A 26,611-nucleotide genomic window follows, 5' to 3' on the forward strand; every position below is an offset into this window, starting at 1 on the left:
GGTTTAGGCTCCGGTCTTTTTAAAGGTCAATGGCACAACCGTTTTGGCGTCAAACCGTGCGGTACAGATAGCCACATTGCTGTTACCGGGTTTACAGCTAATTTCAGGCAGCGGATAGCGCGCGCCATCGCTGCATTGGGCGTTGCCGCGGCTCTTAATCATCAGTTCGCCGTTTTGATGCAGTCCGGAGAAGATTGCCGCTTTGCAGACGATATTGCCGTCGCGAACGACGCGAGCGGTGCCTTTATTGTTTTGAATTTGGTAACGCAAATTCGGTGCTTTTCCGCTGTGGGCATCGTTGATATCCATTTGTACGCGCCAGTTGCCGTTCAGGAAACGGGTCGTCCCTACGCGCATCTGGTCGGCATCCATCACCAGCGCATCTTTCGGGATGGCGGCAATGACCGGCGGTTTTTCCTCCGGCTTAACAACGGGCTCTGGTTTGACGCTGGCCTGATGCAGCGGCAGGGCGGTCACTAATACCGGCATCTCCGGGGCTTTAACCACGACCGGCTCAGCAGCAGGCGCCGCTGCGGTTTGTAATACCGGCTCGGACTCAGCCTGTGTTGATGGGATCATCAGCGGCACGGCAATAGCCACGGCGGCCACCGCAGCTGCCAGCGGAGCGGCCCACACCCAGCGTGACCGGCGCGTTTTCACGGTGACGGCCTCAGCAACAACGGTTTCTTTAACCGCGGCAGGCTCGTCGTTCGCCGCTTCATCGGTCTCGTCCGGCAGCGCGTAGGCATGGAGTAACGGCTCTTGGGGGCTGAGCAACGGTGCATCGGCTTCGCTGAAGGTCACCGCAGGAACATCGGTTTCTTCCACCTGCGGAATTTCAACGTTAAGCGGTTCTTCCGGCAGTTCGGGCTCGACGTAACGCAGGCAGTCGAGAACGTCCTCGCGCGCACCTTCATTCAGGTTTACAAACCCCCAAAAGCTAATGACCGGTTTACCCTCGACGAGAAAAAGATGGTTCTCGCCGGGAAACTGCAGGGATTTTTCGAGCAGGGCACCGAATAACTGTTGCGCGGTCTTCTCCGATTGCAGGCATTTCTTACTGAGGGTGCGGGCGCTATCCTGCAAGCCTTCCAAATAGTGCAGCGCGCGAGTGCGCTGCGTTTCGTCCGCCGCTTTCCAGCCGATCACTTCGCCGGCCACCGGTGAATACCAGTCAACCCGGTCGCCTTCGTCGTTCAACTGCGGTACCGCCAGGCAATCCGCTAAGGCGTATTGCTTGCGTAAACGCAGCGTTTCCCGCACCTGTAATGCGGAATGAAATACGGTTTGTCCGCCGCCGCCTACGGCCTGGAAATCATCAAGACTTCCACTGCGTAAAAGAGTTTTTGCCACGTTCCTGTCCCATAGACTTCTTCACGCCATTACTTTACGCAAAGCGAAATGCAACAAACGGTGAAAGAGAGGGGTAAATAGGGTAATTCTCGTGGCATTGAATGTTTTTACTTAAGTTAAATCTGATGATTAACCGATGAAGAAACCAACAAAAAAAGGTTATTCAGCATAACCTGAGACAAATTGGTTATTTGCCAGTTATCTGGCGCTGTGCTGTTATTAGAGCGTCCTCGCTTATAATAAAATTGAAAGGCATATAACCATGACCACAGGGAAAACGCTCCTGGCGCTAGCACTCAGCGCACTTTTACCGGCAAGCGCCGCTTGGGCGGCAAACAACGACACGCTGATCTACTGCTCCGAAGCCTCACCGGAATCCTTTAACCCGCAAATCGCCAGCTCCGGCCCGAGTTTTGTGGCCAGTTCACAGGTGCTGTACAACCGTCTGATCAACTTTGATCCGGTCAAAAACACCCCGGTGCCATCGCTGGCAACCGACTGGACGATTTCACCTGACGGCCTGACCTATACCTTTACGTTGCGCCAGGGCGTGAAGTTCAACAGTAATAAATTCTTCAAACCCACTCGCGACTTTAACGCCGACGACGTGATTTTCTCCGTCCTGCGCCAAAAGGATAAAGATCATCCGTATCACAACGTCTCGCAGGGTAACTATGAATACTTCAGCGACGTGGGCCTCGATAAGCTGATTAAAGCAGTGAAGAAGGTCGATGATTATCACGTGCAGTTTGTGTTGAACGAACCAAACGCGGCGTTCCTTGCCGACTGGGGGATGGATTTCGCGTCGATTCTTTCGGCAGAATATGCTGATGCGATGCTGAAAAAAGGCACGCCGGAAAACGTCGATAACTGGCCGATTGGGACCGGACCTTACGTACTGCAACAGTACAAAGTCGATTCGCAGATCCGCTATCTGGCAAACCCAAACTACTGGGACGGCCCGGTACCCACCAAACACCTGATCTTCTCCATTACGCCGAATGTCGAAACGCGGCTGGCAAAACTGCAAACTAATGAATGCCAGATTATCCCGGCGCCTTCGCCGGTCCAGTTTGATGTGATCAAAGGTAATCACGATCTGGCGCTGCATGCGGTTGAAGCGCTGAACGTCGGCTATCTGGCGTTTAACACCGAGAAAAAACCGTTTGATAACGTGCTGGTGCGCCAGGCGCTGAACTACGCCACCGATAAGCAGGCTATCGTCAACGCGGTATTTATGGGCTCCGGTACGGTCGCGAAATCACCCATTCCGCCGAATATGATGGGCTACAAAAAAGATCTCCAGGACTACAGCTACAACCCGGAAAAAGCCAAGGCTTTATTAAAACAGGCTGGGCTTGAGAAGGGCGTTGACGTGACGCTGTGGTCGATGCCGGTACAGCGTCCCTACAACCCGAACTCACGTCGCATCGCTGAGATGATTCAGAATGACTGGGCTAAAGTGGGTGTGAAAGCCAAAATCGTCAGCTATGAATGGGGCGAATACCTGACGGGGCTGCGTAAAGGTGAACACGATAGCGCGCTGTATGGCTGGATGTCGGACAACGGCGATCCGGATAACTTTGCGAATACGCTGCTCGGCTGCGACAGCATTAAATCTGGCTCCAACGCCGCGCGCTGGTGCAATAAAGAGTATGATGGCCTGGTGAAGAAAGCGCTGGTATCCAGCGATCCGGCGAAGCGCGCCGCGCTGTATGGCCAGGCGCAGGAAATCTACTACCAGCAGGCGCCGTGGATTGCGCTGGCGAATGGCAAAACCTTCTATGCCACCCGCAGCAACATCAGCGGCTATAGCGTGAGCCTGATGGGCAGTGATTTCTCGAAAGTGAAAATTAATTAAGGAGCGACTATGTCACATCTGGATGAGGTTATCGAACGCGTTGATGCCGCGCTTGATGAGAGCGTGATTACGCATATGAATGAACTGCTGGTGGTCTTAAGCGATGATGCGGCGCTAAGCCGCGAAGATCGTTTTACCCAGCAGCAGCGTCTGCGCGTGGCGATTGCTCATCACGGTAAAAACCAGCAGGAGCTGGAAGAAGCGCGTCGCGAACTGCTCAGCCAGGGCGGCGTGATCCTCTAATTTTACCGCGTGTCCGCCTCCTCGGCCTGTGGGTTGAGGGGGCAGTCCATCTTTGCTAATATAAACCATATGGTATAAACCGATATACCAAATGGAGAATTGGCGATGAAAATGTACACCCCCGCACCCTCCACCCACGCACCAGAACGCCTGTGGCAGTTCGCTGGCCTGAAAAGCGACGACGGCGTACAGCTTATCGAACAAATTTACGATGGCCTCGACGGCGAAGTAGCTGACCGAATCATTCTGTGGTCGAACATTTCGAAGGTTGAACTGCGCCAGATCACCGGCATACCGAGCACCACGTTCAATCGTAGCCTGAAAAGCGGTTTTAACGCTGAGCAAAGCGAGCGCCTGGTGCGCTTTATCCGCGTGATGGACCGCGCCGTCGAGTTGTTTGAAGGCGATAAAGCGGCGGCGCAAAACTGGCTGTACAAGCCGGTTCGCGGGCTCAACTGGAAAAAACCGGCGGAACTGCTGGCTTCTGAGACGGGGGCGGTGGAAGTGATGCGCTTAATTAATCGTCTGGAGCACGGGGTCTTTTCTTGAGGCTTTACCGGCTGACTAAGACCCGTTTTGCCGCTGAAGCCTGGACCGGTAACGGCGCTCGAGACTACGGCGGGCGCTGGAACAGCGAAGGTACACCGATGGTGTATACCACCGGCGCGGCTTCGCTTGCCGCCCTCGAGGTGCTGGTGCATCTGGATGCGTTCCCCGGGCTGGGCGGTTTTTCGCTGCTGGCCATTGATGTGCCGGATAGCCTGATTGTACAAATTGATCCGGCCGCGCTGCCCGGCGGTTGGGACGCGCCGACTGCACCAAAAGCCGCGCAGGCGATAGGCGATAATTGGATCCGCGAAGGGGCCTCGGTGGCACTCGGCGTGCCGAGCGCCATCCTGCCGATTGAGTACAACTTTCTGCTCAACCCGAAACATCACGCCTTTAAAGCCATTGCGGCGAAAGCATCAGTATTACCGTTTGAGTTTGATAATCGGTTGTTTAAATCGCGGGGCTGAGCGGTGCAAAAAGCGACCGCTTAAAACTGACGTCTCGCAACCAGCCACGCCCCGACGATTAACATCACCGCACCGCACACCGGCCCCACCAGCGCTCGCCAGGGAATGCCGTGACTTTTGACAATATCCATCACCAGTCCGCCAATCAACTGGCTGGCGACCAGTACCGCAATAGTGGTGGCCGCCCCGACATACTGATAGCCGCTGATGCTGGCAAACACAAAAAATGACCCCAGCAGGCCGGGAATTAGCGTCCACCACTTGATGGTGGAGACCAGTTCATTCACGCCGGAGAGTCCGTGCTTAATCAGCAAAATCGTCACAAACAGTACGATCCCCACCAGTGAATTGAGCAGCATCGCCACCAAAATTGTGGAGGCGGACTGGGTAATGCGCACCATCAGCGTGTTCTGGATAACCAGGCCAATACCCGCGGCTATCAGGAACGTGAGCGTGAGGGATTGATTCATGCCTTGCCGTCCGGATCCTGGCGGTTATCCAACTGAAGCTGCATGAAGGTGAGATCCAGCCAGCGGCCGAATTTGGTGCCCACCTGAGGCATCTGCCCGGTAGTGACAAAGCCGTGTTTGGCGTGCAGGTGCAAAGAGGCATGGTTTTGTGATTCAATACCTGCCACCATCACGTGCTTACCGCGACGTTTTGCCTCTTCAATAAGCGCAGCGAGCAGGACATTACCAAGCCCTTGCCCCTGATATTCCGGATGAATATATACCGAGTGTTCTACGGTATGGCGAAAACCGTCAAAGTTGCGCCAGTCACCGTAGGAGGCGTAACCGGTAACAACACCGTTTTCCTCGCTCACCAGCACTGGAAAGTTTCCAAATTGGCGCGCTTCAAACCAAGCGATGCGGTTGTCGGTGTCGACGGTTTTATCGTTCCAGATAGCCGCCGTATTGATTACCGCATGATTATAAATGGCCGCGATCGCGGCGCAGTCTTCTTTTGTCGCAAAACGAATAGACATAGTTGCACCCTGTAAGTTGTTCACTATATTATTACGACATGAATACTATTGAAGACAACCTAAATCAGCGAATCGGTGCAAGAATTCGCATTGAACGTGAATCGCGGGGCTGGTCGCTCAGCGATCTGGCTGACCGTGCCAACGTTTCGCGGGCGATGATCCATAAAATTGAACGCGGTGAGAGCAGCCCAACGGCAGCGCTGTTGGCCAAACTGTCCGGCGCCTTTGGCATCAGCATGTCGACGCTGATTGCCCGCGCGGAAATTCAGGAAGGTAAACTGCTGCGGTTTGCCGATCAGCCGGTATGGCACGATCCGCAGAGCCATTATTTGCGCCGTCACGTTTCACCACGCGGTGAGCTGCCTATCGATTTGGTGCAAATTGAACTGCCCACGGGCAGCGATATCCCCATGCCGGCGTCAGCTTACGCGCTGGCGCGCCAGCTGATCTGGGTGCAGAAGGGGGAATTGCTGTTCATGGAAGGGGCCACGGCGCATCGCATGCGGGCAGGGGATTGTCTGGAGCTTGGGCCGCCAAACGATTGTCGTTTTATTAACGACAGCGGCCAGTCTTGCGTTTATCTGGTTGTACGCCTCAACGCTGCGCTATAACTCACTTTAACCGTGGGGTAGACAGTATGTCTGCCTCACTCAATCGTTTCGCTAACAATATTGGCCGGTGAATTTCACTCAGGGAACAATTTTAAAATATATATCGTATTTCCTGAGCAAAAAAAGAGAATGCCAGCTATTAGTTATTATAGGGCTCTGGGCCTATAATATGTGGAGTTAAAATAAACATGCTGGATTTTGCAAAAGCACAACGCATCAGTCTGACGCAACAAGTAGAGAATAATATCAAGAATGCACTCATCATCGGTGCGTTAAAACCCGGTGAACGATTGGTCACGCGAGAAATAGCCGCCAGTCAGGGGATCAGTATTACTCCCGTGCGCGAAGCATTGCTGCGTTTGGTTTCTTCTGGCGCACTTCAGGCCGCGCCGGCGCAGGCGTTTATGGTTCCCGTATTAACGCATTCAGGCTACCGTGAAATTAGTCAGATTCGTAAGAATCTGGAGGGAATGGCTACTGCGACGGCTTCAGCAAAAGTCACCCCTGAAGAGATAGGGGAATTGAATGCGCTTTCCACTTTATTTCATGAGGCGAAAGTTGCGGGCGATATCACTCAAATGTTGAAAGCTAATTATCAATTTCGCTTCAAAATTTATGCCTGTGCAGAAATGCCAACCTTAATGACGATGATCGAACAATTATGGGTTAGGGCGGGCCCCAGCTTTCATTATTTATATTCGAACTCTATAGAAACGTTTCAGCATATAAATATATATCAGCCGTTATTATTAGCATTGGAAAAAAAAGAGCCTGATGCCAGCCATACGGCGATATGCCAGATTATTGATGAGTCCGCGACTTTTTTACAGCAGCAATATCGGCATTGATTTGGGCAAAGAAAAATACGTTTCCGGGTTGCCCCGGAAACGTCAGCGCATTTATTCAAAGCGCCATGCAACGTTAAGACCTACGCCGTAGTTACGTCCGGGTGCCGGTTCGTAGTAGCGGCCGTTGGATTCATTAACGATAACCGATCCAACGTACGAGCGGTCAAACAGGTTATCGACGCGTCCAAACAGATCCATGCTCCAGTTGCCAATCGCAAACTTATAGCCACTGTTCAAGCCGACAATTGTCCATGACGGCGCGCGGGCGGTGTTTTCGTCGTTAGCCATAATATCACTCATATAGCGTACATCGGCACCGGCGTACCAACCGCTTTCAGGTTCATAACCCAGCGATGCAAAGCCCATATTGCGAGCGATGCCGGGGATCCGGTTGCCGTTACAGCTACCATCGCCGCAGACGTCGCTGCGATAGGTGGCGTCAAGCCAGGTCCAGGCGGCTTTGGCGCGCCAGTTTTCGGCGAACTGCTGGTCGAGCGAGAGCTCCATTCCCTGACGGCGCGTTTTCCCTGCATTTTTATAGCTGGTACGCCCGCCGCTGCTGCTGTCGGTGACAATTTCGTTATCGGTATCGGTCTGGAACAGCGCAGCGGTGAACAGGCCGTTACCCACGCGGGTTTTGCTGCCTATTTCCACCGTATCGTTAGTTGCGGGTTGCAGCGCGAAGTTCAGCCCGCTCTGGTCGCCGGAACGGTAGGAGAGTTCGTTAATGGTCGGCGTCTCAAAACCGCGTCCAGCGGAGAGGTAGACGTTCCAGGCATCAGTCACCGCATACTTTAACGATCCGGCGGGCAGCCATTTGTGGTAGCTGGCATCGCCGCTGTCATCACCATTTTTGGCGGTCACATAATAGTCGTTGGAATCAAACCACACCGAGCTGTAGCGCACGCCGGCATCGAGGCTGAGCTTGTCGGTCAGCTGCCATTGGCTTTGCAGATAGGGGTCAAGGTTCCACATCAAATTACGTTCATTGCGGCGCAGATTGCCTTTTTCACCATAAACGGGCGTGCTGCCGTTCATCACGAAGTTTTCGTAACCATGGCGTTTTTCGCTCATGGTCTCGTAATCAAGACCGGTGGTGAAGGTCACCGGCACCAGCAGCTCGCCGCTGTGCGTCCAGCGGGTATCGATACCTTGATAGTGGCGATCGAGATCGATAACACCACCGGCATGCGTCGGTTTAAGCTGCGGGCCAATGGGGATTGACTGATACTGGGTGGTTTGGCGTTCACCGGCGTACATCATTACGCTGAGTGAATCCTGCTCGCTTAGCTGGCGCTCATAGCGCAGCCCCGCTTGAGTCTGTTTGACATCCTTGCGGGTGTTGTACTGGTCGCCACGCGGCGACTGGTGAGGGTTCTGGTGCATCTCGTTATAGCTAAGGCCGCCCGGATCGTTGGCTTTAATATCCACGCTGTTGAACAGTAACGTCAGCTTGCTGGCGTCATTGATCCGAACACCCAGCTTGGCATTGGCGAGATTTTTGCGTGCCGCACTGTGGTCACGATAACCGCGGGTGATGAAACGATTGGTTGACACCGTATAGTCGACATCGCCGGCCTGAGTCCCGTCACCTACCGCGCCGCTGGCTTTCATGCCGTAGTGCCATGTCCCAAAGCTGCCGTAATAACTGCTGGCTTCAAGGGTTGTTGGCTGTTCTCCGGTCTCGGTTTTAACGTTCACTACGCCGCCGGAAGAGTTGCCGTAGAGAGCCGAAAAGGGGCCGCGCAGCACATCAATACTTTCAACGCTGCCAATATCGATGTTCGACGTTTGGCCCTGGCCGTCCGGCATGGTGGCCGGAATGCCGTCAACGTACATACGAATACCGCGCACGCCGAAGGTAGAGCGAGCACCAAAACCGCGGATAGAGAGCTGTAAATCCTGGGCATAGTTCTGCCGGTTCTGAATCTGTAACCCCGGTACCGCGCCCAGCGACTCGGAAAGATTGACGCGCGGAGCCGCGTGACGCATCTCTTCGCCATCGACCACGCTCACCGCGGCAGGGGTATCCAGCTCGGACACGGTCTGCGGCGCGGCGGTGACAATTAATGTTTGTTCGTCATTGGCCCAGGATAGTGGCGAAAAAACAAGCGGCAACAGCAGAGCAGGCAGCGCCGCTGTGCGAACAGTAATGATTTTCATGAAAAACTCGCAAAATGTACCAAATGGAACAACACGGATAGGGTAATACTTTTGTAAATATATTGAAAACTTTAGCAGCATAAATCGTTAAGTACAGGTAATGAAAAGGCAACTATTTGGTACACAGGATTAAGAAAAGCTCCACTTTACATAAATTAATGATTACTATTCGCATCTATAAAACGCGGTGCAACGACGCCGCGAAGTCTGAAGCGATGTGAAGCGTAAAAAAATAGTTCATCAAAGGGAGTCGTCATGTCATTACGTCAATTGTCCGCACCACGCCTGCGCCGTTCTCTGTTGTTGAGTGCATTTCTGCTGGCGGGGAGCTTTAGCGCACATGCCGCAGACGAAATGCTGCGCAAAGCGGTGGGTAAAGGGGCATATGAAATGGCCTACAGCCAGCAGGAAAACGCGCTGTGGCTGGCCACCTCACAGAGCCGGAAAACCGATAAAGGCGGCGTGGTCTATCGTCTCGATCCGGTGACGCTGGAAGTGACTCAGGCTATTCACAACGATCTGAAGCCGTTCGGCGCAACCATCAATGGCAAAACCCAAACCCTGTGGTTTGGCAACACCACTAACGGTTCGGTGACCGCTATCGATGCGAAGACCAGCGACGTCAAAGGACGCCTGGTGCTGGAAACCCGTCAGCGTAGTGAGACCGTGAAGCCGCTGCAACCGCGCCAGTTGGCGGTTGATGAGAAGACCAACACCGTTTACATCACCGGCATCGGCAAAGAAGGCAGCGTAGTGTGGGTGGTTGATGGCGACAAAATTGCGCTGAAGACCACCATTGAAGGAACCGGCAGCTTCGGTACTGGCCTGGCGGTGGATTCTGACAAACAGCGTCTGTACGTGACCAACGCCGACGGTGAACTCATCACTATCGATACCGCGACCAACAAAATTGTCACTCGCCAGAAACTGCAGGACGACGGTAAAGAGCACTTCTACATGAACATCAGCCTGGATAAAGACGGCCAGCGTGCGTTCATCACTGACTCTAAACAGCCGGAAGTGCTGGCCGTTAACCTGAAAGACGGCAAAGTGCTGGCGAAGATCGACACCAAAGAAGGCCTGGCGGTGCTGTTTAACCCAGCGCGTGACGAAGTCTATGTGACTCAGCGTAAAGCGGGTACCGTGACGGTTATTGACGCGAAGTCCTACAAGGTGACGAAAACCATCCAGACCCCAACCTTCCCGAACAGCCTTGCGCTGTCTGCTGATGGTAAAACGCTGTACGTCAGCGTGAAACAAGAGTCCACCCGTCAAAAAGAGGCCACCGCGCCTGACGACGTGATTCGTATCGCGCTGTAATCGGCATAGCAGGGAGGCGCCCGGCGTCTCCCTGACCCTCTGGATTTATCTTCTGTTACATCCCTTATCTATCCCATTTTGCGCTATTGGGCATACAATACATTCAACAAACCATACAGATAGTGTGGATAGAAAACGGAGAGAGCATGAAAAAGTCTTTATACGTGATGGGGGCGGGAGCAATCTTACTGGCGCTCGCGGGCTGTTCCAGCAACTACGTGATGACCACCAAAAGTGGGAAGACGATTGTCACCGAAGGTAAACCGCAGCTCGATAAAGAGACCGGTATGACCCGTTACGTTGATCAGGACGGCAATACCCGTGAAATTAACAGCAGCGACGTCGCGCAGCTGATCAAAGATAACTGATATTTTAGCGACCGCGCTTACGATACTCGCCTGGCGAGATGCCGAACCGCTGCTTGAAGGCGGTCGAGAAATGGCTGTGGTCGCTGAATCCCCAGCGGTAACCGATTCCCGCCAGTTTCTCATCATCATGCGCGCTCTGCAGTGCCTGGGCACAGAGATCCAGACGCCGATTCTTGATGTATTGCGCCACCACCAAACCTTTATCAGCAAACAGCCGGTACAGGCTTCTCACCGACATTCCGGTTTCCCCCGCCAGCCACTCCGGGCGCAGGTGCTCTTCCTGAATAGCATCATCAATCAGCGCCATAATCCGTGAAAATTGCTTCTCACGCCGTGATGGCTGCACTTCCTGACGGTGCAACATTGGGCGCAGAAGACAGACAATTGCATCCAGCGCGGCTTCGCTTTCGCTGGCCGACAGCATCGGGCTGCTCATGCTTTCATGCAGCAGGCGTTGGCTCAACTGAACCATCGGTAGGGATTTTTCCAGGCGGGTCGCAACGCTGATACCGCTGCCGCGCAGCTGGTTTTCCAGCATCTGACGCGGCAACAGCAGGGAAACCTGGCGGGACGTTTGCTGCCAGAGAATCGAACAGGGGCGGGAAGCATCAATCAGCGTCATATCGCCAGCTTCCAGATTCACCTGACGTTCCTCTTGCTCAATGCTGGCCTGGCCGGAGAGTTGAAACACGGTGTAAAACCAGGCGTCGTTACCGCCGCGGATCTCCTGGCGCGTACGATAGAGATTGACGTTACGCGAGGTGACGGTGCTGAGCTTCAGGCTGCCCGCGTAGCTGGTATCGATCTCACCGTGGAAATCGCCCTCCAGCGGACGGGCGGCAAAATGCCCGCAGACCTGATTAATCTTCGCCAGCCAGTTGTGATATGTCTCGCCGCTGTCTACCGCTGCCATACGCCATCTCTGCAATGAAAATGTGTGGTTATTGTTGCATTAATGTTGCCGTAAACAAGGGCGGCGACGGGAATATATGAAAGAACTATTACCTGCCACACATTTCTGACGGTGCAATCTGTTGAATTGCGGCGTCTGTCACAGCGGCAACAGCGAATGTCACAGAGACAAAAGCGCCATTGCGCGACGCGCCGTAGACTGAAAAGACTATCCGCGAAGAATAAGGAGACGATATGTCCGCACAACAAGTAGCGCTGCTTGCCAGCGTACAGCAATTCTTAGACCGTCAGCATGGCCTCTACATTGACGGTGCGCAGCAGGCGGCCGAAAGCGAAAAACGTCTCACCGTGTGGAACCCGGCGACCGGGCAGGCGATTGCCAGCACGGCGGATGCCAGCGCACAGGATGTGGACCGGGCCGTCATGTCGGCATGGCGCGCCTTCGTTTCCCGCAGTTGGGCCGGCCGTCCCCCCGCCGATCGCGAACGCGTGCTCCTGCGGTTTGCCGATCTGGTTGAGCAACACGGGGAAGAGCTGGCACAGCTTGAGACGCTGGAACAGGGCAAATCGATCAATATCTCCCGCGCCTTTGAAGTGGGCTGTACCCTGAACTGGATGCGCTACACCGCCGGCCTGACGACCAAAATCAGCGGTCGCACCCTCGACGTATCAATTCCGTTCCCGCAGGGCGCACGCTATCAGGCGTGGACCAAAAAAGAGCCCGTGGGCGTAGTTGCCGGGATTGTACCGTGGAACTTCCCGCTGATGATCGGTATGTGGAAAGTGATGCCTGCGCTGGCTGCGGGTTGTTCAATCGTGATTAAACCATCGGAAACCACGCCGCTGACCCTGCTGCGCGTGGCGGAACTGGCGACCGAAGCGGGGATCCCAGATGGGATCTTTAACGTCGTCACCGGCAGCGGCGCCGAGTGCGGCGCGGCATTGACCTCGCACCCACACGTTGCCAAGGTCAGCTTTACCGGTTCAACCGCAACAGGCAAACAGATTGCCCGCGTGGCAGCCGACCGCCTGACTCGCGTTACTCTGGAACTGGGGGGCAAAAACCCGGCCATCGTGCTGAAGGACGCGGACCCGCAGTGGGTTATCGAAGGGCTGATGACCGGCAGCTTCCTCAACCAGGGGCAGGTGTGTGCTGCTAGTTCGCGTATCTATATCGAAGCGCCGATCTTTGACACCCTGGTCAGCGGCTTTGAGCAGGCGGTGAAATCGATGTCCGTGGGGCCAGGGATGCTGGAAACCACCCAGATCAACCCGGTGGTGTCCAAAGCCCACTGTGCCAAAGTCGCGGCCTATCTTGACGAGGCCCGCCAGCAAAAAGCGGAACTGATTAGCGGTAACGTTGGCCCGGATGCGCAAGGGTTCTATATCCCGCCAACGCTGGTGATTAACCCGGACGCAAATCTACGCCTGACGCGGGAAGAAGTGTTTGGCCCGGTGGTTAATCTGGTGCGTGTGGCGGATGGTGAAGAGGCGCTGCGCCTTGCCAACGACAGTGACTTTGGCCTGACGGCAAGCGTCTGGACCCGCGATTTGACACAGGCGCTGAACTACACCGACCGCCTGCAGGCGGGCACCGTGTGGGTGAACAGCCATACGCTAATCGATGCGAATCTGCCGTTCGGCGGCATGAAGCAGTCCGGTACCGGGCGTGACTTCGGGCCTGACTGGCTGAATGACTGGTGTGAAACCAAATCGGTGTGCGTGCGCTATTGATCGATTGGTAATATATTGGTTGACGACAACCTGCCTGGCTCCGAAAAGGGGATAGGCAGGTTGATGAAAAGCGGTACAGGGTAGTAAGGATCACACCAGACTCGGTAATATTATAAACGAGATGTTTGTCAAGCAATTCTCTTTTCACCGCATCCGGTTAAAAATCCAATTTAGACATCGTCTTATTTTCAGGCGATAACTCAATCTAGACCTCTATTAATAAGATGCAACTTGTTGTTTGCTTTAAGAAGGATTTCACATACTTCAATATTTTCCTTGGCTTTTTTGTCTTTGCTGATTTGTGTTTTCAATGCCTTAAAGTTTCTTAGCTCATCTTTCCTGCCTGTGTCGATCCAGTACACTAGCTTTATCTTCACATTGTTCTTTTTAACGAACTCTAAAATTATATTCGTACAACTCTTACAGGGAATCCTTTCTGTTACCATAAGAACCGTATCAAAATCCAAATACTTGTTATTAATGATATCTTGAAGAATGTTGATTAAAATTCGTTCAGAGTCATGAAGATGGTTTTCTTTACCGCCATAGTAAGGCTGAATTACATAGCACTCGGATTCAGGATATGGTAATGAAACCCATATCGGGTCCTTATATCCATGCCTAAAGTTATCTTCATCTCCGCAACCAATTAGTGATGCTATATGGCTTGGAGTTGTTGAACCAGTAATATAAGACTCAAATTGTATTTCCCGTAAAATTTGGTAGGAATGAATACTCCCGGCAATATGACAATTGGATACCACTTGATCATCTTTTATCAAGGAACAAACGGCAATATTTCCTTCTAAAGTGTTTTTTAAGTTACTTTTATCCACGATCCCGATAAATTCAGGATCTTCCTCTAGCAATTGTTTCTCATAATCTCTATATTCTAAAATATGATTGAAGCAATTAATTAATTCATCGGAGTATTTGTTTAATAACATCGGGGCTCCTTTTTGAACCAGTTGAATCACTGTTGTGGTCATATTTACGCTCATTGAAAACGATAACCTCATAAATCAGGATATTATGGCACGTAAACATGGGAGAGAAATGAACAGGCACAAAATCCTACTAATTTTAGGGGATTCAGCGAGATGTCCATCACCGTCAGGTGTGTTTCAGGAACTTGAGCAGTCTACTCATTGCTGGACTCAGCGCTGCCTGGCTTTTAAAACACAGACAGATTTTCCGTTTTGCCCAAGGGTCGGTTAATAACCGTTTCGTAAACGGAAATTTATGCCGAAATCGGTCGGCCACCGACTCCGGCACAATCCCCACGCCGATGCCATTACTGACCATTTCGCAAAAACCGTCAAAGCTGCTCATTCTGATGCGATAGTTCAGGTGGTGACCGAGTTCGGCGGCATGCTGACTGATGTTTTCCTGAAGCGCATTGCCGGGATACAGCGCAATAAAAGGCTCCGTCACGACGTCTGACAGCGACAGGCCATCGGCGTGAGAAAGCGGATGGTGGGGAGGGACAATAAGAACCAGCCGGTCATCGGCAATCGGTGTTAGCGTAAGATCCTGGGCATTAACCGCGTCGGAGACCAGGCCCGCCTCTGCGATGCCGGAAGCGATAAGATGCACAATATCAACGCTGGTTCGTTCTTCAAGTTCAATAGCCAGACTGGGGTGTTCGGAAAGCCATTTGCTGAGCCTTGGCGGCAGAAATTCGGCGATGGCTGCCGTATTGGCATACAGTTTAATTTTCCCCCGGGAGCCGTTGGCAAAGGCGGCCAGTTCGGCTTTCAGTTGCTCCCGCTGGGTCAAAATCAGCCTAGCGCGCTGGGCGAAAATCTGACCGGCGTCAGTCAGGCCAATCCCGCGGGGGTGACGTACCAGCAGGCTCACGCCCGCGTCCAGCTCTATATTTTTTAACCGCTCGCTGGCGGATGCCAGCGCCAGATTCGCCCGTCTGGCGCCGCCAGTAATGCTGCCCGCATCCGCAATACACACGAACAGCCTCATATCGGCAATATCTAATCTCATCACGCTCATCCTGCTTGCCTTCGGAATAACCGAAGCATGGCCCGTAGATACCAGATTGTCCACCGCCGACTGGCCGGGTTGAATAGGTGAAACGTTAAGGGCAAGGAAAATAAAATGGGTGAAGGGCTGTATCTCTACCTGCTGGCGGTGTTTATGCTCGCAGGCTTTGTAAAAGGCGTAACCGGGATGGGCCTGCCGACGGTCTCAATGGGGCTGCTGGGGGTTGTGATGCCGTTACCGGTTGCCGCCGCGCTGCTGGTCATACCGTCGTTTGTCACCAATGTGCTTCAACTCTTTACCGGGGCATCGGTATGGCGGATCCTTCGACGTTTGTGGCCGATGATGGTACTGATTGTGCTGGGGACGGTCGTGGGGGCTTCGCTGCTCATCAGTATCTCTCCGGTCTGGTCGTCATTGGGACTAGGGGGAGCGCTGATCGTTTACGCGATCTATGCCCTGGTTTCTCCCGAGCTGACGATTTCCTCGGCGAGTGAAAAATGGCTTTCGCCGTTGGTCGGAGGGATGACCGGGCTTATCGCTGGGGCCACCGGCGTATTTGTGATGCCCGCCGTGCCATTTCTGCAATCACTGGCGTGGAGTAAAGAAGAATTGGTTCAGGCGCTAGGGCTGTCGTTTACGGTGTCGACGATTGCCCTGGCGATCGGCTTGTATCACCATCATGCCTTGCCAATGCAGTCATTTTTGCTGTCACTGCTCTCGCTTGTTCCGGCGCTGATGGGAATGTGGTGCGGGCAAAAGGTCAGGGCGCGGATCGGTGCCAAACGGTTCAGGCGCTGCTTTCTGCTGTTTCTGCTGGTACTGGGCAGTGAAATCGCGTTACGGCCCTTAATTTAGTGACAGCGATGACAACCGCGAGGGCCGGCAAACCCGGCTCTACGGGATCCCGTTTTAAGATGCGGACGCTCAGGATTTTAGCGCCGAAATAATCGCGGCTTCCATTTTTTGTGGGGAGGTAAACGGTGCAAATCGCTTGAGCGGTTTGCCGTCGCGGCCGATCAGAAACTTGGTAAAGTTCCACTTGATCCGCCCGCCCAGTACGCCAGGCAGTTGGTCTTTCAGGTAACGAAATATCGGATGCGCGGCGTGGCCGTTCACCTCGACCTTTTCGAACATTGGGAAGCTGACGCCATAGTGAATATGACAGGTCTGGGCGATATCGTCAGCGCTGCCGGGTTCCTGCTGACCAAACTGGTTGCACGGGAAGCCCAGTACGACCAGCCCCTGGGGCGCATATTTTTGGTATAGCGCCTCCAGGCCAGCGTACTGCGGCGTAAAACCGCAATGGCTAGCGGTATTGACCACCAGAATCAATTTTCCCGCGTAGTCCGCCATTGAAACGGGTTCACCGCGCAGGCTGTTGGCCGTCAGTTGATGGAATGGCGTCATGGTGGGGTCCTCTGTGCTGAATCGGGTTGTCATCAGTGATTGCTTAGGAATGACGGGGGCCGTTTTTGATAATTTCATCGATATAAGGCAGGGGTTTACTAAACAGGTATCCTTGCGCGAAATCACAGCCCAGCGCCTGAAGGCTTTCCAGCTGCTCTTGGGTTTCAACACCTTCGGCAACGACCTTCATACTGAGGGATTTCGCCATACTGGTGATAAGCTTGATGATATTCAGAGCGTCTTCCTGAGTCGATATCGACGTTACAAAGGATTTGTCGATTTTAATTTTATCGAAGGCCAGTCGACTCAACCGTGAAAGGGAAGAGTACCCGGTACCAAAATCATCAATGGAGATTGTCACCCCCAGCGTTCGGAGTTTATTCAGAGTGTTCATCGGCGAATTGCTTTCAGAAAAGACTGACGTTTCCGTGACTTCCAGTTCAAGCCGGTCAGCCGCAAGCCCTGTCTCTTTCAGAATCGACAGGACGATCCCGGAGAAGGCTTTGCTGCCCAGTTGGACCGGCGAGACGTTAACTGAAATTTTCGCCGGAATAGCCCACGAAGCGGCTTCCCGACAGGCTATTTCGAGTGCCAATTTGCCCATCTCATTAATCATGCCCGTTTTTTCAGCCACCGGAATAAAGCTATCCGGCGACAGAAGACCTTTTCGCGGATGATTCCAGCGGAGAAGGGCTTCGTAGCTGTATATTTCACCGCTAAACGAATCGACAATGGGTTGGTAATAGACGGCAAACTCGTTATTTACTAATGCCAATGACATATCGTGTTCAAAAGTCCTGCGTTCTTGCAGTTTTTCTAACATACTCTGGCGGAAAACTTTGATCTTACCGGAACCTTCATTTTTGGCTTCATACAGCGCGAGATCGGCGAATTTATATAGGTAGTCGGAGCGGTGTTCAGTCTCTGAGTTAACGATACCCACGCAGGTGGTAATATTGATAATCGTGTTATAGATAGTGTACGGCTGGTTTATCGCCGCACATATTTTTTGCGCTTTTGAAACGGCGGTATTCTCCGTCATGCCGCTGGAGATAAAGGCAAACTCATCGCCGCCTAAGCGATAAAGAGTGCCTGAATTCAGATCCATCGACATCAGACGCTGGGAAATTTGGCGCAGCAGTATGTCACCAACATCATGCCCATACGTGTCATTGACCTCTTTGAAACGGTCTAAATCAAACAACATCACCGTAACTGCGTGATTGTTTTTTTCGGCCAGCGCGATGGTGTTATTCAAATTCTCCCAGAAGAAATGACGGTTGTTCATCTCGGTCAGTGAATCATGGTAGGCGTCATATTCCAGTCGGGCATTCTGGATTTGCAGTTTCTCTTTCGATTTTTGCAGTTCTTCAGCAAGATTTTTAACCTGCAGGTGCGCCTGGAGGATGTTCCTGTTCTGATAGAAGATGAGAATCCCAAGTATCGCACTCAATATTATCAGCAGCACCGAGGTTGCTGAGTAAATAAAGTACAGCGTTCGAATCTTGAGGTTGGCGTTGGTAATCGAACTTATATCTTTATCCAATGCACCGGAAGAAAGGCGGCCGAGCGGCGGATCGAGGTCGTGCATCACTTTGAGGTATTTCTGAAGCTCAGGGCGGCTCATTTTTTCGAGGTGAAGATCCAGATATTTCAGTATGTCTTCAAGCTGGATGGCCAGGTCATGATGTGCCTTATTGCTTGCAATATAATGACCTAAATCGCCTTCTTTCATCAAATCACTCTGGCTGAGCATGATGTCGAGGCGCAGGCGGACATCATCGACCGACATGGTGTCATCAATGGTGTAAAGTCCAAGCCACGACTCAAAACGGTAATATTCTGATACCAGTTGTGCAGCAGACCAGGAGTCGGTGTAGTGAGTCAGTTTCTGTAACTCTTGCTGTCTTTCGTGCACAAGAAAAGAGATATATCCTGTCGATATAAAAAGGAAAAAAATGATGCCAGCCAGTATTCTGTTCATATTACGCTTGTGAACTCCTACTCAATATCCATTTTACTGACTTGCCATGCCGATCTTGAGTAGTAGATCTGAGTATTCAGCTCAGGGAGACTGTCATAGGGATACACCACGAACAGCGGGCCTTTATCACGGATGCGCATATACTCTCCGTCGATTTTTAACGCCAGAATGACATTGTATTTTTTGAAGTCGCTGAGTGGGATGAGGGTGGTGTAGTCATTGAGCGCGGTGATCTTCACGATCGTCCCTTTTGCTCCGACATAATCCATCAGTTTTTGCAGCGAGATACCCGTAAAAGTCGTACGGCCATTATACCAGGGAGAAGTAGTCTGGAAGCTCACCGTACCCAGTTTCTCAAGGCTGGCGATATCCAGCAGGGCTTTCCCGCTTTCGTTGGTATTTTCTATTTTACCGGACATGGTTAAAATGACTTTACCGGTCGGTTTGGCCAGTTCACCCGCCCAGACGTGCGCGGAGACCACAAAGCTTAACAACATAACAATTAATCTCATTCTAACCTCTGCTCTCTGTCGGATGATAAAGAATTATAATTTAGTTATCATGCTATTAATATAAGCTACCTGATCAATATTGATGTAATAATTTGATTTATTTTTTAAATTTTAAAAATCAATGAGTTAGGTTTGTTTGTTTTATTATTCATGATTAAGAAAATCCGTCGTTGTTATTTGTTATAGGCTAATTTTTTTACGCTTGTACAAAAAAGAAGCCAGCGCATTAGTTAGTATAAGTAAATACGCACAAATATAGAGGTTTATTTTTATGTAACCCCATAGCCTCTTTTCTTTGTGTGAGACGGCGGGGCTGAAAGAACTGAATCTGTAGACAAAAGCAGAATTAGATAACAAGACATCCGGGGAATAGAGAGGCTTTCACCAATAGATGGCGGTAATGACTCCAACTTATTGATAGTGTTTTATGTTCAGATAATGCCCGATGACTTTGTCATGCAGCTCCACCGATTTTGAGAACGACAGCGACTTCCGTCCCAGCCGTGCCAGGTGCTGCCTCAGATTCAGGTTATGCCGCTCAATGCGCTGCGTATATCGCTTGCTGATTACGTGCAGTTTTCCCTTCAGGCGGGATTCATACAGCGGCCAGCCATCCGTCATCCATATCACCACGTCAAAGGGTGACAGCAGGCTCATAAGACGCCCCAGCGTCGCCATAGTGCGTTCACCGAATACGTGCGCAACAACCGTCTTCCGGAGCCTGTCATACGCGTAAAACAGCCAGCGCTGGCGCGATTTAGCCCCGACATAGCCCCACTGTTCGTCCATTTCCGCGCAGACGATGACGTCACTGCCCGGCTGTATGCGCGAGGTTACCGACTGCGGCCTGAGTTTTTTAAATGGCGCAAAATGGTGTTGAGGCCAACGCCCATAATGCGGGCGGTTGCCCGGCATCCAACGCCATTCATGGCCATATCAATGATTTTCTGGTGCGTACCGGGCTGAGAAGCGGTGTAAGTGAACTGCAGTTGCCATGTTTTACGGCAGTGAGAGCAGAGATAGCGCTGATGTCCGGCAGTGCTTTTGCCATTACGCACCACCCCGTCAGTAACTGAACAGGAGGGACAGCTGATATAAACAGAAGCCACTGGAGCACCTCAAAAACACCATCATACACTAAATCAGTAAGTTGGCAGCATCACCATAGATGGCGTGCTTAATCCGTCATTCGCTATTTGCGCCCGCAGTGAGCGAGGCGCAAAACGATGTTTTCTTTTGCACTGCACTTTGAACGCTGCCGCACCGTGATGCGGAACCGACGGTTAGGCACGCGCCCAAGGCTGCAATCGTCGGTTTAACAGGCGCATCGCAGCGATGATAAAAACGGATTATCGCTAACGGCGCAGCGTTAACAGATCCTCAATCAAGCCAGGGCCTGTAGGCTGCCATGCCAGACGTTCTCGGGTGAGCGCACCGGAGGCCGACATATCATGCGCGATAAGCTGACTCATCCAACCAAAGTGCTGCTGGGCGTCTTTGGCGGCGATACGCTTAACGGGGACATTCAGTACGTAGCCAATCACTTCTGCAAGGGTACGCATGGGAATACCTTCTTCCGCCACCGCGTGATAACGGCGATTGTTGATATTGCCCTCCAGGGCGCGTAGATAGACGGCGGCTACATCGCTGACGTGCACCGCTGCCCAGCGGTTTTGTCCTTCCTCCACGTATCCGGAGACGCCTGTTTGCCGGGCGAGTTCGATAAGCGGGGTGATCAATCCTTGTTTATGCGTGTCATGAACTTGCGGTAGGCGCACGACCGAGACGTTAACGCCGCGCTGTGCAACCGCAAGCCCCGCTAATTCTGTCGCCCGGCGCGGGTTGGGATTTTCCGCATTAAAGTTGTCTTCAGTAGCCAGTGCATAATTACCGGGCGATCCCATGGCGACACCCGACGTTATAATCAGTGGTTTTTGCGTCCCCTCCAGCGCGGTACCCATCGCATCAATGACGCGGTAGTCGTGTTCGCAGTTGGCGACAAATGTCGAAAAATCATGATTAAAGGCGGTATGAATCACGCCGTCGGCCAGGCGAGCGCCGCGCTGTAGGCTATCCAGAGAGTCAATATTGCCAAAGTGCACTTCAACCCCGGAGGCCATGAGCTGTTCAGCCCCTGCGGTAGTTCGGGTTAAACCCAGCACCTGATGGCCTGCAGTCATGAGTTCGCGGGCCACCCGTGAACCAATAAACCCGGTCGCACCGGTCAGAAAAATACGCATCGCTAAATCCTTGAGGTGAGTGAAGGCTGAGCGCCCGTTGACCATGACTATAGGGGCCCGCCTAAATACGATCTATGATTGAAAGTCGCTATTAATCGTCCCATCGTCTCGAGGTCGTATGGATCCGCTTTCAGAACTCTTATCGTTACTCAAACCGCAGAGCTACGCGTCAGGTGGACTCGCACTGTCTCAAAACATGGCAATTTCCTGGCCTGATCATCAAGGGATCAAGTGCTATAGCGTGGTTTCCGGTCAATGCTGGTTATCCGTCGAGGGTGTTGCTGACAAGCGGCTGCTGACGGCCGGGGATTGCTATCTTATGCCGCCAGGGCCATCGTTTACCCTCGCAACCAGTTTGTCGGTTGAACCCGTTGATTTTGCGATTATTGTTGCAGAACAGCGACGGGTTAATACCGCAGATGGCGGGGGGCCTGGCGGCTGCTTTGTCGTTGGTGGCCATTTTGTGCTGAGCGGCCATCACGCCAATATGTTATTGGGAGCTCTGCCGCCGATTGTGCATATTCAGAAAGACGCCGATAAGGCGGCAGTGCGGCGTTCGATTGAACAAATGGCTGAAGAGGTGCTCAATCCGCAGCCCGGAAGCGCTTTGATTGTGCAGCAGATGGCGTATGCGATGCTGATTCAGGCGCTGCGTTTACACCTTGGTGATGCCAGCCGTGACAAGGTGGGCTGGCTTTTTGCTCTCGCGGATAGGCAACTGAGCGCGGCAATTAGCAGTATGCACAGCGATCCCGGCCGTCAGTGGACGCTGCAAATATTGGCCGAAAAGATCGGTATGTCTCGCTCAAGTTTCGCTAAACATTTCAAAGAAAAAGTAGGGAGTGCACCGATGGAATATCTGACTCGCTGGCGTATGTTGCTGGCCTGTGAGCGGCTAAAAAATACCGATGATTCGGTCATGCGAATTGCTAACGCGCTGGGCTATGAGTCTGAAAGTGCATTTGGAAAAGCTTTTAAGCGGGTAATAGGTTATTCACCCAGACAGCACCGTTAGGTGAAGACGAAAAAAATCCACGCGCGGGCGTGGATTTTAGCGTGAGAACGCAGGGTGTGGATTAGCGTTCACGGCTTGCCATTAACAGCGCGAGGTCAACGAGGCGATTGGAGAATCCCCACTCGTTGTCATACCACGCCAGAATCTTGACCATATTGCCGCCAATCACCAGCGTTGACAGCCCGTCGATAATGGATGAACGCGCGTCCCCCTGGTAGTCGCTGGAAACCAGCGGCTCGTCGCTATAACCAAGGATCCCTTTTAATGGCCCGGCTGAGGCGGCTGCACGAAACGCGTTATTCACCTCGTCTATCGTCACATCCCGTTCGAGCGTGACGGTCAGGTCAACGATCGACACCACCGGTACCGGCACGCGCAGCGAGTAGCCGGTTAAGCGGCCATCCAGTTCAGGGATGACTTTACCCAGCGCCTTTGCGGCACCGCTGGAGTAAGGCACTATCGACAATGCGGCGGCGCGCGCTCCGCGAAGGTCTTTTTCCGGTTGGTCGTGCAGTGCCTGGCTGTTGGTGTAGGCGTGAGTGGTGTTCATCAAACCATGCTTAATGCCAAAATGCTGATGCAGGACCTGCGCGGCAGGCGCCAAACCGTTGGTGGTGCAGCTACCGTTGCTGACCACGTAGTGTTTTTCCGGGTCGTAGAGGCCATCGTTAACGCCCATCACGATAGTCAAATCATCGTTTTTACCGGGGGCGGAGATAATCACTCGTTTGGCGCCACCGCTGTGGATATGCACCGCTGCCTTGTCACGGTCAGTGAAGAAGCCGGTGGCTTCGATGACAATATCGACTTCTGCCTGGCGCCACGGAATGTTGGCCGGGTCGCGTTCGCTGAAAACGGTAATTGCTTTACCGTCAATCACCAGTTTTTCTTCATCGGCGGTGACGTCAGCGTCAAGTTTGCCGAGCAGCGAGTCGTATTTCAGTAGATGCGCCAGCGTTTTACTGTCTGTCAGATCGTTAATGGCCACAATCTGAATTTCCGGATTGCCCAGCGCTGCGCGCAGAACGTTGCGTCCGATACGGCCAAAACCGTTAATACCGACCTTTACCATGATTCACTCCTTATCTGTTGTCTCTGGCATTACTGTAGGTCGGTCGCCATTTGGCGTAAATGACAAAAAAGGATCACATTACGCCATTTTGCGACAGTGAAAACGCTGGCGATATTCACCTGGTGTTAGGTGAAGCTGTTTTTCAAAGAGCCGCCGCAGGTTAATGCTGCTGCCAAAGCCCGTTTGCTCGGCGATGCGATCCAGCGTTTCGCTCGTTTGCTCCAGACGCTGGCGGGCTGCGGCTAACCGTGCTTCGGCGACGTAGCGCGCCGGTGAAGCGCCTGTTTCTCGGGTAAATACGCGGGTGAAATTTCGTGGACTCATGGCGACTTTTTCCGCCAGCTTTTCGACGCTGAGGTCGGCAGTAAGGTTCTCCAGCAGCCAGGCCAGCAGATCGTTAATGGGGCCCAGGGTGCTGGTTTGCTGCAGTTTATAGCGGCTAAACTGTAGCTGGCCGCCGGGACGGCGCAGGTACATCACGAAGTCCTGCGCGATGTCGCGCGCCAGGCTAAAACCGTAGTCTTCTTCAACCAGCGCGAGCGTCAGGTCAAAGCCGGAGCTGACGCCGCCTGAGGTCCAGATGTGTTCATCCTGAATATAGAGCGGACCGCCTTCGACGCGCACCTGCGGATATTCCGCCTGCATGGTTTCCAGGAGCTTCCAGTGGGTGGTGGCTCGCCTGCCATCCAGCAACCCGGATTGCGCCAGCAGCATCGCTCCGCCGCAAATGGACGCAATCCGGCGGGCATGCGGAGCCGCAAGCCGCAGCCAGTCAACCACCGCGACGCCTTCCTGCGGATTCTGGCCTCTGCCGGTGATGATGATGGTATCAAGAGGGTCGCGCGGATCTATCTCATGTAAGCGATGATCGGCCAGCAGATTTAAGCCCGACTGCCCGTGGATCACCTGGTGAGGCTGGGTCGTGGCGAGCTGAACCTGATAACAGCAGGTGGTTGCGCTTTCTGGATGCAGATGGTTGGCCTGCATCAGAATGTCGGCAATACCGGCGGATTCAAACAGCATGCCGCCATCAGGGACAATAATCAGTATCTTTTTCATGTCCTGAAAAGTAGTATTTTTACAGAATAAGTCAACAGGACGGTTTTGTGCCTGGTGTTAATTGTCGTCGTATAGGGGGGCAGATGGGGTCGTCATGACGACGCCGCGAGTTCAGCAATGGGCCTGTTAGCGCTCATCGCTCATCCTATTCGCGGGCATTTTGTTGTCTCCAACATTTGCCAGCGCTTCGCGTAAGTACTGCATCAAAACCGTTACCCGCACCGGGGTAAACTGGCGCGATGGCCGTACGATCGACAAAGGCAGTGGCGGGGGAGCATAGCGCTCAAGCACCGGGACTAATGCACCAGCGTGCAGCGCCTCTTCGACGATATACCAAGGTAGCATTGCAATTCCCATGCCCTGAATAGCGGCTTCGCGCAGTACATCGCCATTGTTGGCGGCCAACGGCACCCGGACATCCAGCTCTTGCCCGCCGCTGGCAAACTCCCATTCATCGCGGGTGGAAAGCAGCGAGTAGTGTAAACAGCGATGGTGCTTTAATTCGGCGGGAGATTCCGGCTTGCCATGGTTTTTCACGTACTCCGGGGAGGCGCAATACAACCTAGGCATCATGGCGATAGGTAAACTGACCAGGGACGAATCCTGTAAATTACCGATGCGTAAGGAGAGATCGATACCTTCATTCAGCAGATCGCTAACGCGGTCTTCCAGCTGTAAGGTCACGGTAATCTGCGGATATTTCTTCAAAAATGCCGGAAGCAACGGGGCCAGCTTTTGGGTACCAAAACTCAACGGCGCGCCCAAGCGAATGATACCGCTGTAGGTTTCCTGGGCACAGTTTAGCCGCTCTTCGGCCTGCTCAAGCGCGCTTAAAACCGCTAACACATCCTGATAAAACTGTTGGCCGCTGGGGGTTAAATCGAGCTGGCGGGTGGTGCGATTAATTAGCTTCACGCCTAACGCCGTTTCCAGTGCGGAAACCCGACGGCTGATAGCGGCACTGCTGGCGTCAAGCTGGACGGCGGCATTATAGAAGCTGCCGCTTTCTACGACGGCGACAAAGCTGCGAAGTGAGATGAGATCGTATTCTTTCATTTTGCGTAACGGTGTCTTACCTGAACCCTGATTTATCTACCGTCATCCCATGCCTATCATACGTGCATCAAACAAACATTAAGGATCAACGGCCATGGCTAGTCATTCTCGTAAAAAAGGCGCGGAGCTACTGCATTATCTGCCAGCCAGTGAATATCATCCAGCGAACACCTATTTTCATTTTTCGTTCGCTAACTATTACGACCCCGATAACATGCATTATGGCGTGCTGCGGGTGGTTAACGATGATGATGTCAAACCGCACAGCGGCTTCGACCGGCATCCGCACAAAGACATGGAAATTGTCAGCTATCTGGTGAAAGGGAACCTGACGCACTGGGATAGCGCAACGCAGGTAGAAGATGTGTTGAGCCGTGGTCATGTGCAAACGGTGACCGCCGGGAACGGCGTATGGCACTCAGAACTAAACAACCATGATGAGTGGTGTCGTTTCCTGCAAATTTGGATCCTGCCGCCTAAACAAGGCCTGGAAGTGCGGTATGAAAACCATAAATTCAGCGACGAAGATCGTGAGAATAAATTGCTGCACATCGTTGGTAGCCTGCAAAATGATGACGATGCGCCGCTGCATCTGAATCAGGATGTGAACATGTTTGTCAGCGAACTGACCGACAGCGCTGCTGAAGTGACCTATGAGCTGAAAGCGGGGCGTCAGGCATACATCAACAGTATTGAAGATAGCGTGAATGTTGAAGGTATTGTTACCCTGGATGAACGTGATTCACTCGAGGTCGTCGGGCCATTGACGCTGACCTTTAAAGCGAAAGATCAGCATGCGCACTTTATCATTATTGAAATGGGCGAGTGGGCTGAGCAGCAATAAGCGGTTCGAT

The 26,611-nt window shown here is 52.7% G+C and carries 27 protein-coding genes; 12 read left to right on the top strand and 15 right to left on the bottom strand.

The features are described from left to right. Positions 1–3: 3 nt before the first annotated feature. Positions 4–1,353: an SrfA family protein gene (locus KCR01S_RS02880; protein WP_061279653.1), complete on the bottom strand. Its 1,350-nt coding sequence runs from the start codon at positions 1,351–1,353 to the stop codon at positions 4–6. 262 nt (positions 1,354–1,615) lie between these two features. Here KCR01S_RS02880 and KCR01S_RS02885 point away from each other — a divergent pair, with 262 nt between their 5' ends. The 4 genes from KCR01S_RS02885 (at position 1,616) to KCR01S_RS02900 (ending at position 4,473) form a co-directional block, all read left to right on the top strand. Continuing rightward, positions 1,616–3,214 carry an ABC transporter substrate-binding protein gene (locus KCR01S_RS02885; protein WP_061279654.1) on the top strand — a complete coding sequence of 533 codons (1,599 nt, stop codon included), beginning with the start codon at positions 1,616–1,618 and terminating at the stop codon, positions 3,212–3,214. Positions 3,215–3,223: 9 nt separating this feature from the next. Beyond that, positions 3,224–3,457: a DUF2526 family protein gene (locus KCR01S_RS02890; protein WP_061279655.1), complete on the top strand. Its 234-nt coding sequence runs from the start codon at positions 3,224–3,226 to the stop codon at positions 3,455–3,457. Between the two features lie 105 nt (positions 3,458–3,562). After that, the gene (gene parS, locus KCR01S_RS02895; RefSeq protein ID WP_061279656.1) at positions 3,563–4,006 is read left to right on the top strand and encodes a type II RES/Xre toxin-antitoxin system antitoxin; all 444 of its coding nucleotides are present in this window, start codon (positions 3,563–3,565) and stop codon (positions 4,004–4,006) included. Continuing rightward, on the top strand, positions 4,003–4,473 hold the full coding sequence (locus tag KCR01S_RS02900; protein WP_061279657.1) for an RES family NAD+ phosphorylase: 471 nt from the start codon (positions 4,003–4,005) through the stop codon (positions 4,471–4,473). Before parS ends, KCR01S_RS02900 begins: the two co-directional genes overlap by 4 nt. A 20-nt stretch (positions 4,474–4,493) precedes the next feature. On the opposite strand, the gene KCR01S_RS02905 is transcribed toward KCR01S_RS02900, so the two are convergent. Both KCR01S_RS02905 and KCR01S_RS02910 read right to left on the bottom strand, forming a co-directional pair. Beyond that, positions 4,494–4,943: a DMT family transporter gene (locus KCR01S_RS02905; protein WP_061279658.1), complete on the bottom strand. Its 450-nt coding sequence runs from the start codon at positions 4,941–4,943 to the stop codon at positions 4,494–4,496. After that, positions 4,940–5,458: a GNAT family N-acetyltransferase gene (locus KCR01S_RS02910; protein WP_061279659.1), complete on the bottom strand. Its 519-nt coding sequence runs from the start codon at positions 5,456–5,458 to the stop codon at positions 4,940–4,942. Before KCR01S_RS02910 ends, KCR01S_RS02905 begins: the two co-directional genes overlap by 4 nt. Before the next feature lie 38 nt (positions 5,459–5,496). Between KCR01S_RS02910 and KCR01S_RS02915 the strand changes: the two genes are divergently transcribed. Both KCR01S_RS02915 and KCR01S_RS02920 read left to right on the top strand, forming a co-directional pair. Continuing rightward, positions 5,497–6,069, top strand: a complete 573-nt coding sequence (locus tag KCR01S_RS02915) for a helix-turn-helix domain-containing protein (protein WP_061279660.1) — start codon at positions 5,497–5,499, stop codon at positions 6,067–6,069. 188 nt (positions 6,070–6,257) lie between these two features. After that, on the top strand, positions 6,258–6,917 hold the full coding sequence (locus KCR01S_RS02920) for a GntR family transcriptional regulator (RefSeq protein ID WP_061279661.1): 660 nt from the start codon (positions 6,258–6,260) through the stop codon (positions 6,915–6,917). Positions 6,918–6,968: 51 nt separating this feature from the next. Here the strand turns inward: KCR01S_RS02920 and pqqU are convergent, their stop codons facing one another. Next, entirely contained in the window at positions 6,969–9,080 is a 2,112-nt protein-coding gene (gene pqqU, locus KCR01S_RS02925) for a TonB-dependent receptor PqqU (RefSeq protein ID WP_061279662.1), read from the bottom strand. A gap of 255 nt (positions 9,081–9,335) precedes the next feature. Here pqqU and yncE point away from each other — a divergent pair, with 255 nt between their 5' ends. Then, a complete protein-coding gene (yncE, locus tag KCR01S_RS02930; RefSeq protein WP_061279663.1) occupies positions 9,336–10,400 on the top strand; it encodes a 7-bladed beta-propeller protein YncE in 1,065 nt (354 codons plus the stop codon). A 146-nt stretch (positions 10,401–10,546) separates the two neighbouring features. Next, positions 10,547–10,768, top strand: coding sequence for a YgdI/YgdR family lipoprotein (locus tag KCR01S_RS02935; RefSeq protein ID WP_061279664.1), 222 nt, complete (start codon positions 10,547–10,549; stop codon positions 10,766–10,768). Positions 10,769–10,772: 4 nt separating this feature from the next. Here KCR01S_RS02935 and feaR read toward each other — a convergent pair whose 3' ends face one another. Beyond that, positions 10,773–11,681: a transcriptional regulator FeaR gene (gene feaR, locus KCR01S_RS02940; protein WP_061279665.1), complete on the bottom strand. Its 909-nt coding sequence runs from the start codon at positions 11,679–11,681 to the stop codon at positions 10,773–10,775. A gap of 233 nt (positions 11,682–11,914) precedes the next feature. Between feaR and KCR01S_RS02945 the strand changes: the two genes are divergently transcribed. Then, entirely contained in the window at positions 11,915–13,414 is a 1,500-nt protein-coding gene (locus KCR01S_RS02945) for an aldehyde dehydrogenase family protein (RefSeq protein WP_061279666.1), read from the top strand. A gap of 200 nt (positions 13,415–13,614) precedes the next feature. On the opposite strand, the gene KCR01S_RS02950 is transcribed toward KCR01S_RS02945, so the two are convergent. Beyond that, on the bottom strand, positions 13,615–14,403 hold the full coding sequence (locus KCR01S_RS02950) for a hypothetical protein (protein WP_156478734.1): 789 nt from the start codon (positions 14,401–14,403) through the stop codon (positions 13,615–13,617). Between the two features lie 124 nt (positions 14,404–14,527). After that, entirely contained in the window at positions 14,528–15,412 is an 885-nt protein-coding gene (locus tag KCR01S_RS02955; RefSeq protein WP_061279761.1) for a LysR family transcriptional regulator, read from the bottom strand. 114 nt (positions 15,413–15,526) lie between these two features. Between KCR01S_RS02955 and KCR01S_RS02960 the strand changes: the two genes are divergently transcribed. Then, on the top strand, positions 15,527–16,267 hold the full coding sequence (locus KCR01S_RS02960) for a sulfite exporter TauE/SafE family protein (protein ID WP_061279668.1): 741 nt from the start codon (positions 15,527–15,529) through the stop codon (positions 16,265–16,267). A 69-nt stretch (positions 16,268–16,336) separates the two neighbouring features. Here KCR01S_RS02960 and KCR01S_RS02965 read toward each other — a convergent pair whose 3' ends face one another. The 5 genes from KCR01S_RS02965 to KCR01S_RS02985 form a co-directional block, all read right to left on the bottom strand. Continuing rightward, entirely contained in the window at positions 16,337–16,819 is a 483-nt protein-coding gene (locus KCR01S_RS02965) for a glutathione peroxidase (protein WP_061279669.1), read from the bottom strand. Between the two features lie 43 nt (positions 16,820–16,862). Further along, positions 16,863–18,803, bottom strand: a complete 1,941-nt coding sequence (locus KCR01S_RS02970; protein WP_061279670.1) for a putative bifunctional diguanylate cyclase/phosphodiesterase — start codon at positions 18,801–18,803, stop codon at positions 16,863–16,865. A gap of 17 nt (positions 18,804–18,820) precedes the next feature. Continuing rightward, positions 18,821–19,315, bottom strand: a complete 495-nt coding sequence (locus KCR01S_RS02975; protein ID WP_061279671.1) for a putative pterin-binding protein — start codon at positions 19,313–19,315, stop codon at positions 18,821–18,823. Between the two features lie 411 nt (positions 19,316–19,726). Continuing rightward, positions 19,727–20,424, bottom strand: a protein-coding gene (locus KCR01S_RS02980) for an IS1-like element IS1A family transposase (protein WP_114476145.1) whose coding sequence is annotated in 2 segments (ribosomal slippage) — positions 19,727–20,175 and positions 20,175–20,424 — 699 coding nt in all. Because the reading frame shifts where the segments join, the coding sequence is not laid out codon by codon here. Between the two features lie 246 nt (positions 20,425–20,670). Beyond that, the gene (locus tag KCR01S_RS02985) at positions 20,671–21,555 is read right to left on the bottom strand and encodes an SDR family oxidoreductase (protein WP_061279673.1); all 885 of its coding nucleotides are present in this window, start codon (positions 21,553–21,555) and stop codon (positions 20,671–20,673) included. A 118-nt stretch (positions 21,556–21,673) separates the two neighbouring features. Here KCR01S_RS02985 and KCR01S_RS02990 point away from each other — a divergent pair, with 118 nt between their 5' ends. Then, positions 21,674–22,570, top strand: a complete 897-nt coding sequence (locus KCR01S_RS02990) for an AraC family transcriptional regulator (RefSeq protein WP_061279674.1) — start codon at positions 21,674–21,676, stop codon at positions 22,568–22,570. A 61-nt stretch (positions 22,571–22,631) separates the two neighbouring features. Here the strand turns inward: KCR01S_RS02990 and gap are convergent, their stop codons facing one another. The 3 genes from gap to KCR01S_RS03005 all read right to left on the bottom strand — a co-directional run bounded on the left by gap (position 22,632) and on the right by KCR01S_RS03005 (position 25,757). Continuing rightward, the gene (gene gap, locus KCR01S_RS02995) at positions 22,632–23,642 is read right to left on the bottom strand and encodes a type I glyceraldehyde-3-phosphate dehydrogenase (protein WP_061279675.1); all 1,011 of its coding nucleotides are present in this window, start codon (positions 23,640–23,642) and stop codon (positions 22,632–22,634) included. A gap of 78 nt (positions 23,643–23,720) precedes the next feature. Next, entirely contained in the window at positions 23,721–24,701 is a 981-nt protein-coding gene (locus KCR01S_RS03000) for a GlxA family transcriptional regulator (protein ID WP_061279676.1), read from the bottom strand. A gap of 126 nt (positions 24,702–24,827) precedes the next feature. Continuing rightward, positions 24,828–25,757 carry a LysR family transcriptional regulator gene (locus tag KCR01S_RS03005; RefSeq protein WP_061279677.1) on the bottom strand — a complete coding sequence of 310 codons (930 nt, stop codon included), beginning with the start codon at positions 25,755–25,757 and terminating at the stop codon, positions 24,828–24,830. A gap of 94 nt (positions 25,758–25,851) precedes the next feature. On the opposite strand from KCR01S_RS03005, the gene KCR01S_RS03010 reads away from it, so the two are divergent. After that, positions 25,852–26,601: a pirin family protein gene (locus tag KCR01S_RS03010; protein ID WP_061279678.1), complete on the top strand. Its 750-nt coding sequence runs from the start codon at positions 25,852–25,854 to the stop codon at positions 26,599–26,601. Positions 26,602–26,611 lie beyond the last annotated feature (10 nt).

It is taken from the genome of Kluyvera cryocrescens NBRC 102467 (assembly GCF_001571285.1).
In the GTDB taxonomy this organism is placed as follows: domain Bacteria; phylum Pseudomonadota; class Gammaproteobacteria; order Enterobacterales; family Enterobacteriaceae; genus Kluyvera; species Kluyvera cryocrescens.